Annotated in this window: 14 protein-coding genes; 9 read left to right on the top strand and 5 right to left on the bottom strand. The window is 69.1% G+C overall.

The window, feature by feature from the left end; all coding sequences use genetic code 11:
* Window positions 1-2: 2 nt before the first annotated feature.
* From QRN11_RS17965 to QRN11_RS17955, 3 genes are read right to left on the bottom strand one after another with little or no spacing between them, the layout of a single operon-like run.
* On the bottom strand, window positions 3-1,109 hold the full coding sequence (locus QRN11_RS17965; RefSeq protein WP_285313873.1) for an ATP-binding protein: 1,107 nt from the start codon (window positions 1,107-1,109) through the stop codon (window positions 3-5).
* Window positions 1,106-2,581, bottom strand: coding sequence for a DUF5691 domain-containing protein (locus QRN11_RS17960; RefSeq protein WP_285313872.1), 1,476 nt, complete (start codon window positions 2,579-2,581; stop codon window positions 1,106-1,108). Before QRN11_RS17960 ends, QRN11_RS17965 begins: the two co-directional genes overlap by 4 nt.
* Complete coding sequence (locus QRN11_RS17955) at window positions 2,578-3,876, bottom strand: SWIM zinc finger family protein (protein ID WP_285313871.1); 1,299 nt, start codon at window positions 3,874-3,876, stop codon at window positions 2,578-2,580. The genes QRN11_RS17960 and QRN11_RS17955 overlap by 4 nt, the downstream gene beginning before the upstream one ends.
* Before the next feature lie 105 nt (window positions 3,877-3,981).
* Between QRN11_RS17955 and QRN11_RS17950 the strand changes: the two genes are divergently transcribed.
* The 4 genes from QRN11_RS17950 (at window position 3,982) to QRN11_RS17935 (ending at window position 8,040) form a co-directional block, all read left to right on the top strand.
* On the top strand, window positions 3,982-4,926 hold the full coding sequence (locus QRN11_RS17950; RefSeq protein WP_285313870.1) for a 5'-3' exonuclease: 945 nt from the start codon (window positions 3,982-3,984) through the stop codon (window positions 4,924-4,926).
* 155 nt (window positions 4,927-5,081) lie between these two features.
* Complete coding sequence (locus QRN11_RS17945) at window positions 5,082-5,288, top strand: hypothetical protein (protein ID WP_142063712.1); 207 nt, start codon at window positions 5,082-5,084, stop codon at window positions 5,286-5,288.
* Window positions 5,289-5,407: 119 nt separating this feature from the next.
* On the top strand, window positions 5,408-5,833 hold the full coding sequence (locus QRN11_RS17940; RefSeq protein ID WP_285313869.1) for a ChaB family protein: 426 nt from the start codon (window positions 5,408-5,410) through the stop codon (window positions 5,831-5,833).
* 44 nt (window positions 5,834-5,877) lie between these two features.
* Complete coding sequence (locus QRN11_RS17935) at window positions 5,878-8,040, top strand: elongation factor G-like protein EF-G2 (RefSeq protein WP_285313868.1); 2,163 nt, start codon at window positions 5,878-5,880, stop codon at window positions 8,038-8,040.
* 168 nt (window positions 8,041-8,208) lie between these two features.
* On the opposite strand, the gene QRN11_RS17930 is transcribed toward QRN11_RS17935, so the two are convergent.
* Window positions 8,209-8,622, bottom strand: a complete 414-nt coding sequence (locus QRN11_RS17930) for a CBS domain-containing protein (RefSeq protein WP_091418725.1) — start codon at window positions 8,620-8,622, stop codon at window positions 8,209-8,211.
* Window positions 8,623-8,902: 280 nt separating this feature from the next.
* Between QRN11_RS17930 and QRN11_RS17925 the strand changes: the two genes are divergently transcribed.
* The 4 genes from QRN11_RS17925 to QRN11_RS17910 all read left to right on the top strand — a co-directional run bounded on the left by QRN11_RS17925 (window position 8,903) and on the right by QRN11_RS17910 (window position 12,848).
* Entirely contained in the window at window positions 8,903-9,316 is a 414-nt protein-coding gene (locus tag QRN11_RS17925) for a hypothetical protein (RefSeq protein ID WP_285313867.1), read from the top strand.
* Entirely contained in the window at window positions 9,306-9,872 is a 567-nt protein-coding gene (locus QRN11_RS17920) for a hypothetical protein (RefSeq protein ID WP_285313866.1), read from the top strand. The genes QRN11_RS17925 and QRN11_RS17920 overlap by 11 nt, the downstream gene beginning before the upstream one ends.
* Window positions 9,873-9,896: 24 nt before the next feature.
* The gene (gene hrpB, locus QRN11_RS17915; RefSeq protein WP_285313865.1) at window positions 9,897-12,539 is read left to right on the top strand and encodes an ATP-dependent helicase HrpB; all 2,643 of its coding nucleotides are present in this window, start codon (window positions 9,897-9,899) and stop codon (window positions 12,537-12,539) included.
* A gap of 153 nt (window positions 12,540-12,692) precedes the next feature.
* Window positions 12,693-12,848: a hypothetical protein gene (locus tag QRN11_RS17910; protein ID WP_170850751.1), complete on the top strand. Its 156-nt coding sequence runs from the start codon at window positions 12,693-12,695 to the stop codon at window positions 12,846-12,848.
* A 51-nt stretch (window positions 12,849-12,899) separates the two neighbouring features.
* Here QRN11_RS17910 and QRN11_RS17905 read toward each other — a convergent pair whose 3' ends face one another.
* Entirely contained in the window at window positions 12,900-13,580 is a 681-nt protein-coding gene (locus QRN11_RS17905) for an alpha/beta hydrolase family protein (protein WP_285313864.1), read from the bottom strand.
* Window positions 13,581-13,649: 69 nt separating this feature from the next.
* Here QRN11_RS17905 and ligD point away from each other — a divergent pair, with 69 nt between their 5' ends.
* Window positions 13,650-14,672: a non-homologous end-joining DNA ligase gene (gene ligD, locus QRN11_RS17900; RefSeq protein ID WP_285313863.1), complete on the top strand. Its 1,023-nt coding sequence runs from the start codon at window positions 13,650-13,652 to the stop codon at window positions 14,670-14,672.
* Window positions 14,673-14,676 lie beyond the last annotated feature (4 nt).

Here is a 14,676-nt window from a genome sequence, read left to right as displayed (position 1 = left end):
TTTCAGTTGGAGGATTCGAGGTCGCGGCAGGCCCGGTAAAGGTCCTTCCACTCCGGCCGGTTCCGGACCACGGTCTCCAGGTATTCCTGCCAGATCACCCGGTCCTGCACGGGGTCCTTGACCACGGCGCCCACCAGGCTGGCGGCCACGTCCTGTGCCCGGACGGTCCCGTCGCCGAAGTGGGCGGCCAGGGAGAGGCCGTTGGTCATCACCGAGATGGCCTCAGCGGTGGACAGCGTTGCCGAGGGCGACTTGATGGTGGTGCGCTGGTCCTGGGTGACGCCGGCCCGGAGCTCGCGCATCACCGTCACCACGCGCCGGACTTCGGAAAGCGCCGCCAGATCGGCCGGCAGTTCCAGGGACGCCCCCAGGCTGCGGACGCGGGTGGTGACGATCTCCACCTCCTGCTCCATGCTGTCCGGGAGTGGCAGCACCACGGTGTTGAAGCGCCGCCGCAGCGCGGAGGAGAGGTCGTTGACGCCTTTGTCCCTGTTGTTTGCCGTGGCGATGACGTTGAACCCCTTGCGGGCCTGCACCTCTTCATTGAGTTCCGGAATGGGCAGGCTCTTTTCGCTGAGGATGGTGATGAGTGAGTCCTGGACGTCGGACGGGATCCTGGTCAGTTCCTCCACCCGGACCAGGCTTCCGGTTTCCATGGCCCGCATCACCGGCCCCGGGACCAGTGCCGCCCGGGACGGCCCGTCGGCGAGCAGCCGGGCATAGTTCCAGCCATAGCGCAGTGCCTCTTCCGGCGTGCCCGCCGTCCCCTGCACCACCAGGGTGGAAGTTCCCGAGATGGCCGCCGCCAGATGTTCGCCCAGCCAGGTCTTGGCCGTGCCCGGCACCCCGAGCAGGAGCAGGGCCCGGTCCGTGGCCAGGGACGCCACCGCGATTTCCACGAGCCGCTCCGACCCCAGGTACTTGGGCGTGACCACCACGCCGTTGGGCAGGGTTCCACCCAGGATGTAGGTGGTGACGGCCCAGGGGGACAGCCGCCAGCTGGGCGGCCGGGGCCGGTCGTCGGCGGCGGCCAAGGCCGCGAGTTCCTCCGCGTAGGCGGTTTCGGCGTGGGCGCGGAGAACGTCCTGGGCGGGCTGGGCATCGGTCATGAAAAAGCCTCCGTCAGGGATTGTCGGAACGATTGGTATTGCACGGCGTCGCGAAGCACGCGGCGCCGTGCGGCGTCGTCGTCGGAACGCTCCAGGAGCTGCCGGCACTGTCCGGCGGCCTCGGGCGGGAGTGCTGCCGGCAGGATCCCTGCCAGCATGACCGCCAGCTGGCCGCCGTTTTTGGCGGTGATCTGCTCCAACACTTCGGCAGCGAGTGCGGGTCCCCAGGGCCGGGGCAGGTCCCGCAGGGGTTCGACCAATGCGAAGGGCGGTGCCGCGCTGCTCCGGAGCTGCCGCACCAGCCTCTCCTCGCGTTCAACCGATGGCAGGCAGGCCAGCAGGCGCGGCTCAAAGCGGTCCTCCAGCAATGCACGCACCCACTCGAGGTCGGCCCGCCGGGCAGCGGTGGACGCGATGGCTTCCAGCACCCGCGTCTCGCCCTTAAGCAAGGCAATGGCCGACGCCGGGCCGCGGCCGGTTGCCGAGGTCCAGGTATCGAGCGGGGCACCCCGGATAATAGCGTCGAGCCGGGCCAGCCGGTCCGGTTCGCCGCTGCGCGGATGCGCAGGAACTCCGTCCCGGAGCGCGGCAGCGTCAGGTTCCGGCGGCAGCCCGATCTCGAGGTGCTTGCGCAGCACGCCGTTGAGCCGGAGCAGGGGGCGGAGCCGTGCCGCCATGCGCGCTGCGCGGGCGCTGTCCGGCAGCCGGTCGAGCAGCGCCGCCGCGGTGTCGCGTACGCTTTTGGCTTTGTCATCCAGGGCCCGCTCCAGCAGTTCCTCGTCGTCCGGTCCGAGGTTGACGGTGAACGTGGCGAGGTGGGCGGCACGTTCCCGGGCGGCGAGGTTGTCCCAGTGCCCGCCAAGCAGCGTGCGGGCGGCGGCCGGATCAGTGCGGCGGAGCCGTTCCAGTTCTACGGTGGCGTCCGTACCCGCCAGCTCTGCCCAGTCACCCGCTGCACCGCCTTGCTGATGTCCGGCGCCGGAATCGCTGGTCCCTTGGTCACTCTCAAGCAGGCCCTGCAGCCACCGGCCGCGCGTTCCGATGGCCGGGTGCAGGTGCTCCGCAACCGATGGTCTGGTGGCGGCCGCGGCGAGGAGGGGCGGCAGGAGCTTGTGTGGAACCCGCACTCCTGAAGCTGCGGCCAGCCGCAGCCAGTCCGCCACCAGCAGGGTGCGCAGCTCCGGCCCCACCGGCGGCTGCGTGAGCAGGAGGTCCAGCAGCCGGGCGGCCTCACCGGTGGCCTGCGGACACTGGTCCGGTGGCGCTGGTTCGGCCAGGCCGGCATCATCCAGGCGGCGGGGTTGCCGGGCGGCGCGGATGACGGCGTCGGCGAGCGCGGCCTGGTCCAGAAGCGATTCTTCGGCGGTGCGACCTTCCGGCGGGCGGACGCCCAGCTCTGCGGGCGGGGGAGGCGCGGGTCGCCGGGCGGTTCCCACCAGGGCGGCAGCACGGAGTTCGGCCAGCCAGGTCATGGCGTCACCACCGCGTTGCCGACCACGGCGGACAGCGGCCGCACGCGGCCCTCCTCCAGCTCACCAAAAATATCCACCGGATGGCCGCCGGTGAGGGCGAGCAGGGAGTCCAGGGGCGCATCGACCAGAGGAAGCGCATCTCCGGCTTCATCCCGAAGCCACCCGGAGCCGCCAGTGGAGAGGCGCACTCCGGCCAGCAGCACCGGATGGCGCTGCCGCCACGGGGACGAGGCGACGGCGGCTGATTCGGCGTTGAGTGCCTGGCGGATACTGCTTCCCTCGCCCAGAGTCTGGGCCGTCCCCGCCGTGCCAACGCTGCCGGTGAACAGCGCCCGCCGGGGCGCTGATCCCGGATACCTTGCCACTGTGGCCTCCAACAGCGCGCCGGCGAGTTGGGGTGTTGCGAGTGGCTCGCTCCGGGCAGCGAAATCCAGGAGGACCACCACCGTTCCGTCCGGGCCGCGCAGCCATGTACGCTGCTGCTGGAGCCGCCCGTCGTCGCTGCGGTGGGCGCCGAGGACCAGCCAGGGGCCCGGCAAGGCCTCCACGCCCTCGACCTCCGAGGCAGGAACGGACCAGCCGACGGCAACCCGGAGGTCGGCAAGTTCGTCGGGGGGCAGGTGGTCCCGGATCCGCCAGGCTTTGGTGAGCGCCCACCACCTGCCTGCCCGGTGGAGGAGGTGATCGGTCCAATCGCTGCGGGCGTGGATGTCCGAACCCATGGTGCGCACCTGTTCGGCCAGGCCCGGGAGCTGGGCATCCACCAGGCGGGCGGCCACACCGTCCCACCACGAATAGGGCTGGGACCTGGCCGAGGCCATGCCCGTCCGTACCAGGTCTGCCAGCCACCGGGAGAAGTCCGCGATGCCGGCATCCATGAGTGCCAGCCGGTCGGCAAGCCGTTTTGCCTGTGCCGCCGGATCGGCCGGCTGTTCGGACTGGCGCCGTTCCCGCACGGTTGCCCGGCCGGCGCGCTGTTCCGCCCATTCCCGGGCGAAATCCGCAGCCTCTGTTCCGGCGTCGGCCGCTTCACCCCGGGACCACAGCAGGAGGAGGGCGAGCGCATGCTTGCACGGAAACTTCCGGCTGGGGCAGGAGCACCGGTAGGCCGGGGCGGCGAGGTCAACGCTCACCTGGTAGGGGGTCTTTCCGCTGCCCTGGCACTTGCCCCACACCAGCACGTCGTTGCTGCCCGTCTCGGACCAGGGCCCCGGGCGGGCGAGTTTGCGGGCGGCGGCCAGGGAAGCTGCATCGGGCGCGGCGCCGGCCACCCTGTCCTCGCTCCAACGCCCCATGAAGCACATTGTGCCCGATGTTCCCAGCCGCGCAAGGGCGGGCCGGCGGCGTGGCGGCCGGCGCATGCTGCCCCGGAGGGCCGTTTTCCGTGTCAGGATCAGGGTATGCCTGACCGCCTGATGCTGCTGGACACCGCCTCGCTGTACTTCCGTGCCTTCTACGGCCTGCCCGATTCGATCCGCCGCCCGGACGGGATACCCGTCAACGCGGTCCGGGGCCTGCTGGACATGATCGCTCGGCTCACCACGGACTACGGCGCCACCCACCTCATCGCCTGCTGGGATGACGACTGGCGGCCGCAATGGCGGGTGGACCTGCTCCCCACCTATAAGGCCCACCGGGTGGCAGAAGTGAACGCCGGCGCTCCGGACATTGAGGTGGTGCCGGACGCACTTGAGGCCCAGCTGCCCATGATCCGCACGGTACTGGGCCTGGCCGGCATCGCGATTGTCGGTGCGCCCGACCACGAGGCCGACGACGTGGTGGGCACCTACGCCAGCCACGCCGGCATCCCGGTGGACGTGGTCACGGGGGACCGCGACCTTTTCCAGGTCTGCGATGACTCCAGGCAGGTGCGGGTCATCTACACCGCCCGCGGCATGCGGAACCTGGATGTGATGACCGAAGAGGTGGTGGTGGGGAAGTACCGCGTGCTGCCCCAGCAATATGCCGACTACGCCACCCTCCGCGGTGACGCCTCCGACGGACTGCCCGGCGTCGCGGGGATAGGTGAAAAAACGGCGGCATCGCTGTTGTTGAAGTACGGAAGCCTCGAGAACCTGCTCGAGGCGGCTGCGGACGCCGGCAGCGGCCTCTCGTCGCCGGTCCGGGCCAAGCTGGAAGCCGCCGCGGACTACCTCAAGGCAGCGCCCGCCGTCGTACGCCTTGTCCGGGACCTCGAGCTGCCCAGCCTGGAGGAGGCAGGCGCCCGGCTGAACCCCGCCACCGGCGAAGCACGCACCGAACTGGAACGCCTCGCCGTGGACTGGAACCTGGGCGGCTCTGTCCGCCGCCTCCTCGATGCACTGGACCGCGCCCGCCCGTCCTGAATCGCTCCGCACGGCCCTGGGTGCCGGCCTGGCTGGGGTGCGGAAAACTGCCCATTTCTTGAGCAAAAGTGACATCCCGGGGTGGATACCCTGCCGCTAGGGTGGCTTCAATGGTTCAAGCAGCCGGACCTCTTCAACGGGGGATTGGAGTGGCTATGGCTGACAGCCCGCACAGGCGCGGTACTGGCAGAAATGACGGCGGGAAGAAACGCGGCCCGGACGAGGCAGGGGATGCCGAGGCGCCGCAGCAGGAGGAATCCGAAGCAGCCGGCCGGGAGGAAGCACCTGCTGACCCCGGGCAGGCACCCCGCCCGCCGCGTCTTTACGGTTATGACCCGGACCAATGGCCGGAGCCCCGTTGACGGACTTTTCCCGGTCACAGGTTGCAGGCGGTCCGGGCAGCAGACAAGCAAAGCAGGGCGTGGCTAAGCTGGGTGTGTTCCGCATGATCAGTCCTGCTGACGAAAGTTAGGTGAGTGCCATGCCGAAGACCGGGAAGAACGATCACGCCCGCAAGGATGAGCTTCCCTCGACCCTGCAACGATCGGACCAGAAGGCGCAGGATACGTTCGCCAAAACCTACGACTCCGCCATGGAGTCCTATGACAATGACGAAAGCCGCGCAGGGCGTGCCGCCTACGCTTCCCTGAAGCACAGCTACGAAAAGGTCGGCGACCATTGGGAGCCCAAGGAGAAGCGCGGGCCTTCGGACGAGCGCGCGGAAAAGGGGCTTGGCTCGAAAGAGCCCACTGCGGGCGGCGTGGACGCCAATGCCTCCAAGAAGCACCTGATGGAGCGGGCCCGGGAACTGGACATCAGCGGCCGGTCCAGCATGGACAAAGAAGAACTCGTCAAAGCGCTGCAAAAGGCGAATGACGCCGCAACCCGCAAGGCGCGCGGCAAGTAAGAGCAGCAGCCAGTACAACCAGGCAAGGACGCCAGGAGGTTCCGATGTCGGTGAAGGGCAAGGACGCAGCAGGCCGGGGCGGGCCGGAAGGACGCCAGGGCAACGGCTCCGCCGGCATCACGCCCAGGGATCCTGCCCTGGTCCGGAACGTGGCGCTCGTGGGCCGGTCCGGCGCTGGCAAAACCACCCTCATCGAGGCGCTGCTGGAAGCCAACGGCATGATCACCCGGAAGGGCTCTGTGGTCGACGGAACCACCGTGAGCGACTCCGATCCCGCCGCCATCCACCAGCAGCGCTCCGTGGCGCTGTCCGTGGTGCCGCTGCCCGTGGCGGGCATCAAGGTCAACCTCCTCGACACGCCCGGTTATCCTGACTTCATCGGCGAACTCCGCGCGGGCCTGCGCGCCGCGGACGCCGTCCTGTTCGCCGTCTCCGCCGTGGACGGGGTGGATGCAGGCACCACCGCAATCTGGCAGGAGTGCCAGTACCTGGGCATGCCCCGCGCGGTGGTCATCACCCGGCTGGACCATCCCCGCGCTGATTACGACGGCGTCCTGGCGGCCTGCCGCGAAGCGTTCGGCGACACTGTGCTGCCGTTGTACGTTCCGGTCCGGGCCGGCGGGGAAGTCACTGGCCTGCATGGCCTGCTGACCGGGACGGTCTTCGAGTATCCAGCGGAGGGTTCCGGCCCGGCGGCTCGGGCGGCGGACCCCGGGGAACTGGCGGACGCGGAGTCTTCCCGGGCTGAGCTCATCGAGGGAATCATCGCCGAAAGCGAAGACGAGACACTGATGGACCGCTACCTTGGCGGGGAGGACATCGATGCCGGCGTCCTCATCCCTGACCTGGAAACCGCCGTCGCCCGCGGGTCCTTCTTCCCGGCCGTGCCCGCCTCGGCGATGACCGGGCTGGGAACCGCCGAACTGCTGGAGCTCCTCACGAAAGCGTTCCCGTCTCCACCGGAGCGCAGCCTGCCGCGGGCCACCGACCTGTCAGGCTCCCCGGTGCGCGCCCTCGCCTGCGACCCTGCCGGGCCGCTCGCGGCAGAGGTTGTCCGCACCACGGTGGATGCTTTCCTGGGCCGTGTCTGCTTGGTCCGGGTCTTCTCCGGCACCCTGAGCGGGGACACGCCCGTGCATGTCAGCGGGCACGGGCTGGCGGACCGGGGTCACCAGGACCATGACACCGACGAACGGCTCACGCACCTTTACTCACCGCTGGGATCCACCCTCCGGCCCGTCCCTTTTTGCATCGCCGGTGACATCGCGGCCGTGGCCAAGCTGGGCACCGCGGAGACCGGGGACACCATCTCCGCGAAGGACCAGCCGCTGCTGCTGGCCACGTGGGAGATGCCGGAGCCGCTGATGCCGGTGGCCGTCGAAGCCGATTCCCACAGTGACGAGGACGCCCTCGCCCGCAGCCTGGGGAAGGTGGCCGCCGGAGACCCGACGCTGAGGGTGGAACGGAACGCCGAAACCCACCAGCTGATCCTTTGGTGCATGGGGGAGGCGCACGCCGAAGTGGTGCTGGACAGGCTCCGCGACCAGGGCGTGAAGCTGCACACTGTGGACGTGGTCACGCCGTTGCGGGAAACCTTCTCGGCCCCGGCAGCCGGGCACGGCCGGCACGTCAAGCAGTCCGGCGGCCACGGCCAGTACGCCGTGTGCGACATCGAGGTGGAACCGCTGGCCAGGGGCGCAGGCTTCGAGTTCGTTGACAAGACTGTGGGCGGGGTGATCCCCGGAACGTTCATTTCGTCAGTGGAAAAGGGTGTCCGGGCGCAGATGCAACGAGGTGTTGCCTCCGGCTTTCCTGTGGTGGACCTTCGGGTGACCCTGGTAGGAGGCAAGGCGCACAGTGTTGATTCCTCCGACGCAGCATTCCAGGCGGCCGGCGCCCTGGCCCTGAGGGAGGCCGCCGCCGCGGGAAGCATCCAGCTGCTCGAGCCTGTCTCGTCGGTGGTGCTCAGCGTTCCGGACGAGCATGTGGGCACAGTGATGAGCGATCTCTCCGGCCGTCGGGGCAGGCTCACCGGGACGTCGTCATCCGGCGGGGACCGGACCGAAATCACGGCGGAAGTCCCGGACCAGGAACTGCTGAAATACGCGGTTGAGCTGCGCGCTTTGACTGCTGGCACCGGAACGTTCAGCCGGCACTACCTCCGGCATGATCCCCTGCCGGGCAACCTGGCCGCGGCGGGCCGCTGATCGGGGGATCGGCAGCAGAAGAAAAGCCCCATGGACGGGTCCGGACCCGAGGCGCTGCAGCGTTCGGCGGAAACGCTGCAGCGCACCCTCGCCAGTCAGGGCTTCTGATCCGGCGCCCGGAGCCGTTTCGGCTACTGCTCCTGCAACGCCGGTCCTGCACCGCCGGAGTCAATAGGAAATGAATGCCACCAGTTCGCCCACCCGGTCCTCCGGGTAGTTTTTCGCAATGTCGCCCTGGCTGAGGACGCCCACCAGGTCATGGCCGTCAATGACCGGCAACCTCCGCACCTGGTGGTCCTGCATGGTCCTGATGGCCTCCTCGATGGAGTCGTCGGCTCCGATGGTCACGGGTTTGCCTTCGCCGAACTGACCCGCAGTCGCGGTCCGCGGATCCCCGCCCTCCGCCAGGCACTTAACCACGATGTCCCGGTCCGTGAGCATGCCCTTGAGCCGGTTGTCCTCGCCGCAGATGGGCAGTGAGCCCACATCAAGTTCCTTCATCTTCCGTGCTGCCGCTTCCAGGGTTTCGTTTTCACCCACGCACTCCGCGCCCCCGGTCATGATCTCCCGTGCCGTTGCCATGATCGCTCCTTCCTGATGTGGTGCCGCGTCGACGGCCTCTTCGGGTGGCCCTTCGGGACCTTGCTCCTGATGGGCGGCCCGCAGAACCAGCTGATGACAAAAATGCTAAGCCTGCTGATTATTAGTGTCCAGAGGTGGAGTATGACTGCCAGGGCCGGAGTTAGGACCGCTCGGCGGGCTCCGGTCTCCTCGAGATCAATGCTTGCTTCGCCGCCATCAGGTAGTAAGCTTGCTGACCAATACTAGTAAGCCTGCTGATTAATTGAGACAGGAAGAGGCCATGGGTACAGTTTTCGCCGCCGCTTCGGCATTGGTGGTTGCCGCAGCCGGTGCAGCCGCGGCCCTCAGCGCTCCCTTTGGTGCTGCCGGCCACGGGGGCCAGTATCTTGCAGGACACGTGCTCCTCGGGCTGGGCCTCGGGCAGTCGATCGCCATCCTGCTGCGCGTCGCGGTCAAGCGGCTGCTCGCACGGCGGGCCGCCGCCAGCGTTGCTGAGGCTCCTGTATACACGGCGCCGGTCGGTGTCCTGCCGGCCCGGCCGGCGGCGCTGGCCCCGGCAGCAATCGCCCAAACATCCGCTTTCCCAACACCGGATACCCATGCAACCGCTGCCCGTGAATCGATGGCTCCAGTAAGTGTGCTTCCGGCGCGGCCTGCGGCGATGGTTCCGCTGCGGGGCCGGCATGCCGCCTGAGGCTCCGGTATTGGCCGCGGGCAGTGATGGCCGTCCCGGCCGAAAAAACTCCTGGCTGTGGCGTGCAGCCGCTGCCCTGGCTGGTGCCGCCTGTCTTGCCGTGGTTCTGTATACCGCCGCACCGCTCCTGCGGCCCCGGGATTCTGATGCCGGGACACTTCGGGGCCTGCAGGTCAGGGTCCTGAACATCAGCCAGGCGGCGGCAGAGAACAGGATGGATGGCGCCCTCGCCGCACTTGAGGCCCTGGAGAAGGACCTGAACGATGCCGCCGGCCAGGGCCTGATTTCCTTGTCCCGTTACCGCGGAATCGAAGCCGCGGTGGAGGACGTGCGGGCGGACATCAATGGCCAGCTTGCGGCAGCGTCGGCCCTCGCACCAGTAGTCCCGGCTCCGGCAGCATCCGAGCCGTCTACACCGGCTGAGCCTGCGGAACCGGCACCCCAAACCCAACCCGAACAGCCGGCCTTGGTTCCGGCACCGGCTCCGGTCCAGCCGCAACCGGTGGTGCCGGGTCCGGCCAAGGAGTCAAAGGGCAAAGGCAAGGGGAAACCCTAGCCCGGTTCCGGGCACAATGGACCAATGACTTCTTCGGGCAGGCAGCAGCAGCCGTTGGCGGCCAAACCCTTTGATCTTGGGACCATTGGTGCCGGTTTGGCCTTTGCGGAATCGTTGCCTGCCCTCACCCGGGCGCTCGGTGGCGGGGCAGGACCGGCGGCAGTTGTACAGGCGCCGCCCGGGACCGGCAAGACCACGCTCGTCCCGCCGCTCCTTGCAAACCTCGTGGCACACGGCAGCGGACGCATTGTGGTCACCCAGCCCCGCCGCGTTGCTGCCCGGGCGGCCGCCAGGCGCCTCGCCGTGCTGGACGGCAGCGCTCTGGGCGGCCGCGTTGGCTACTCCGTGCGCGGCGAGCGGAAGGCAAGCCAGGGAACCGTCGTCGAATTCGTCACGCCCGGAATCCTGTTGCGCCGCTTGCTGGCCGACCCCGGCCTCGAAGGCATGGCGGCGGTGGTCCTCGACGAGGTCCACGAACGCGGGATGGAAACGGACCTGCTGGTGGGCATGCTCGCCGAGGTCCGGGAGCTGCGGGGCGACCTGACCGTCGTCGCCATGTCCGCGACCCTGGACGCTCCGCGGTTTGCTGCACTTTTTTCCAACAGCGGCGGCAGTACTGACGACGACGGGGCGCCGGCTCCCGTAGTGGACTGCGCCTCAGTGCTTCACACCCTTCACAACGACTGGCGGCCCGCGCCCGGGCCACGGCTGGACGGCAGGGGAGTGACGCCCGCCTTCCTGGAGCACGTGGCCCGGACGGCCGCGGAGGAGTTCATCCGGGTCCTCAGGGGCGACACTTCCAGTGACGCGCTCGTTTTCCTCCCCGGCGCGAGGGAGGTTTCGCGGGTCGCGGCCGACCTTCGGCGGCAGCTGGGCAGCAGCGCTGACGTCCTGGAACTCCATGGTCAGGTGACAGCCGCTGAACAGGATCTGGCGGTTTCCGGGCGGTTGCCCGGCGGCAAGGCACGGATGATTGTCTCCACCGACCTGGCCGAGTCCTCCCTCACGGTTCCCGGTGTCCGGCTGGTTATTGACTCCGGCCTGACCCGCGAGCCGCGCCGCGACGCCGGCCGGGGCATGAGCGGGCTGGTCACGGTTTCCTGTTCCCGGGCCTCGGCCGATCAACGGGCGGGGCGTGCTGCCCGCCAGGGACCGGGGCGCGTGGTGCGCTGCTACGACCAGCAGGCCTATGGCGCAGCCCCTGCCCACGTCATGCCGGAAATCAGGGTGGCGGACCTCACCGGCGCCGCGCTGCTGCTCTCTGCCTGGGGTTCTCCCCGGGGCGAAGGCCTCGCGCTGCCGGACCAGCCGCCGGGGCCGGCCATGGACGACGCGATGGAGGTGCTCCGCGAACTGGGCGCCGTGGCGCCTGACGGCCACGTCACCGCCGCGGGTCGGCTTCTTGCCGGCATCCCGGCCGATCCGCGGCTGGGACGGGCGCTGCTGGACGGAGCGGCCGCCGTCGGGCAGCTGGCCGCCGCGGAGGCAGTGGCTCTGGTCTCGGCTGACCACCGGGCTCCGGGCGCAGACCTCACCCGCCTCCTGTCCCAGCTCCGTGATAAAAAGGGCGCAGCTGCCCGGCGCTGGGCGGAGGACACGCGCCGGCTTGCCGCCCTGGCGCAGCGCGGTGCGCTCTCCGCTTCGCCCGTCCTGCCATCGCCGGTGACCGGCAGCGCAGTGGTGGGAGCCGTCGTCGCCCTTGCCTTCCCCGACCGGGTGGCACGCCGCGTGGACGGCGACCCGCCCAACCGCTACCTCCTGTCCTCCGGAACGCGCGCCGGGCTGCCCGCCGGCAGTTCCTTGTCCGGCTACGAATGGCTGGCCGTGGCAGAAGTAACCCGTGCCGACGGCAGGGATGCCGCCCGCACCGGCGCCGTGATCCGCTCCGCCGCACCGCTGACGCCTGACCTCGCCGAAGCCGCGGCCGGGCACCTCCTGACGGACGCCGTCGAAGCGCAATTTGTGGGCGGCCGCGTGTCCGCCCGGAAAGTCCGGCGCCTCGGGGCGATCGTCCTGTCGTCCACCCCTGTCCGGCCGTCACGGGCCGAGGGGAGCGCCGCCGTCGCGAGGGCCTTGAAAAAGGAAGGACTCGGCGCCCTGGAATGGTCGACGGCGGCAGAGGCGCTCCGCCGCCGGCTCGCCTTCCTGCACCACGGACTGGATGGTTCCTGGCCGGATGTCTCGGACCAGGCCCTGTTGCTGCGGCTCGAGGAGTGGCTGGGCCCGGAGCTGGAAGCCCTCGCCGGCGGAGCAGCCGCACGTTCGGTTGACCTGGCCGGCCCGCTCCGGCGGCTGCTGCCCTGGCCGGAGGCCGCCCAACTTGATGACCTCGTGCCGGAATGGCTCGAGGTGCCCAGCGGGTCGCGGATCAGGATCGGGTACCCGGAGGCTGCGGATAACACGGGCCGCCCGGTGGTGGCCGTCAAGCTGCAGGAGTGCTTCGGGTGGGCAGAGACACCCCGGCTCCTGGGCGGCCGCGTGCCGGTCCTGTTCCACCTGCTGTCGCCGGCCCGGCGCCCCCTGGCCGTCACCGACGATCTCACATCCTTCTGGTCGGGCCCCTACGCCCAGGTCCGGGCTGAAATGCGCGGGCGCTACCCCAAGCACCCCTGGCCCGAGGATCCCTGGGCGGCCACCGCCACCGCACGCGTCAAACCCCGTCAGTAGCCGCATTCCGGGCACGCCTTGCAGCCTGGTCCAGGCTCCGTGAGAACTAAGATACACAGCCGAAACGTCCCGTCGATGGGCTGAAACATGCTCCGGTTAGGCTCGTTCCTACCTGGACAGAGTGGTCCACATCAGACATGGAAGGACGTAAAGATGTTTCTCTTGAACAGCCTTAACCTTTTGCTCGACGGCCGCCGCTTCGAGGACGGCCGGTCCCAAAACGGCGCCGGCGGAACCAGCGAGTTCCCAGAAGGCCGCCTCACCTCCGCCGCCTGGGAAGGCTGGTGGCACGAGGACGCAGCCGCGTAGCACTGCCACGGGGACTGAGGGCAGTTTCACCACTGCTAAATCATGACCGCATTATGGGGACCTGTCCTTGATAAACGCTGCCACCGGCCCGGCCAGGGAGGCGCCCACCTCAGCGGCGGGGCGCCTGGTGCCGGCGACAGCGAAGGAGTGGTCGCCGCCCTCCACCCACTGAAGGACAGCATTGGGGCCGATGCGGGACACCACGTCGGCCAGGAGTTCCGGAGTGGCGAATGTGTCCCGGCTGCCCTGCAGGAACAGCATGGGAGCGGCCAGCCCGTACAGATGTTCGTCCCGCAGCTTCTCGGGCTTGCCCGGCGGATGCAGGGGATACCCCAGGTAGACGAGCCCGGCAGCGTCCATACCATCCGCCACAGCCATGGACGCCATCCGGCCGCCAAAGGATTTACCGGCCGCCCAGAGCGGGCCCGCGTCCTGATGCTTCCCTGCCTGCTCGGCAGCGATAGCCATGGCAGCACGCCATGCCGCGATGGCCACAGGCGGCCGGTCCGGAAACTTCCTTCCGGCTTCGCGGTAGGGAAAATTGAAGCGCAGTGTCGCCACGCCCAGCCCGTTCAGTGCCGCCGTGAACCCCGTGAGGAACGGATGGTCCATCCCGGCGCCGGCGCCGTGGGCAACCACCAACGTGGCGGAAGGATTGTCGGGGCGGGCATAAGTTGCGGTGACGGTCACGTCGCCCACCGTAATGGTCAGGGGAACTTCCGGGGCTGGCATCCCTCCATCATGCCGGACCGGGAGGCGGAAATCTGTCCGGTTTCCGGAGCCGGGGTGTACGTTGTCCCCATGGCGAGCGAACAGACCACCATCATGGTTCCGGGCCCCGACGGCGGCCGTGAGATGCGCATTTCCAGCCCCAACCGCGTCCTTTGGCCGGACCTGGGGCTCACCAAACTGGACCTGGCACGTTACATCTGCGACGTGGGAGAAGCCTTCATCGCGGCCAACGGGGACCGGCCGGTGGCCCTTCAAAGGTACTCGGACAACGTCAATGGCGAGATGTTCTTCTCAAAGAACCCGCCCAAGGGGACGCCGGACTTCATCCGGACGCAGAAGGTGGTTTTTCCCAGCGCCCGCACGCATCCGATGCTGATCCTGGATGAGCCCGCTGCTGCCGTGTGGGCTGTCCAGATGAACACGGTGGTCTTCCATCCGTGGCCCTCACGCAGCGCTGACACCGACAACCCGGACCAGCTGCGCATCGACCTGGATCCGCAGCCGGGCACCGACTTTGGGGATGCCGTCCCCGCGGCGCTGGTGATGAAGGAGGTCCTGGCCGAGGCCGGACTGACCTGCTTCATCAAGACCTCCGGCAACCGCGGGCTGCACGTCTACGCCCCCATCGAGCCCACGCGGGAGTTCCTCGACGTGCGGCATGCCGTCATTGCCGCCGCCCGTGAAGTGGAGCGGCGGATGCCGGAGCAGGTCACTACCGCGTGGTGGAAGGAAGAACGGGGGAAGCGGGTATTCCTGGACTTCAACCAGGCCAACCGCGACCGCACCATCGCCGGCGCCTACAGCCCGCGTGCGCTGCCGCATGCTTCGGTCTCCTGCCCGATCACCTGGGACGAGCTGGAGACTGCCGACCCGAAGGACTTCACCATCCTGACCGTGCCGGACCGTCTCAAAACTGTGGGCGACCCGTGGGCGGACATGCACAGCACGTCGGGCACCATCGACACGCTTCTAAAGTGGTGGGAGCGGGACCTTAAGGCCGGCCTCGAGGAGATGCCATTCCCGCCGGACTACCCCAAAATGCCCGGCGAGCCGCCCCGGGTGCAGCCCAGCCGCGCCCGGAAGCAGGACTGACGGA

The sequence above is a fragment of the Pseudarthrobacter sp. fls2-241-R2A-168 genome (assembly GCF_030209335.1).
Taxonomy (GTDB): domain Bacteria; phylum Actinomycetota; class Actinomycetes; order Actinomycetales; family Micrococcaceae; genus Arthrobacter.
This window is presented reverse-complemented; position numbering and strand designations above follow the sequence as displayed.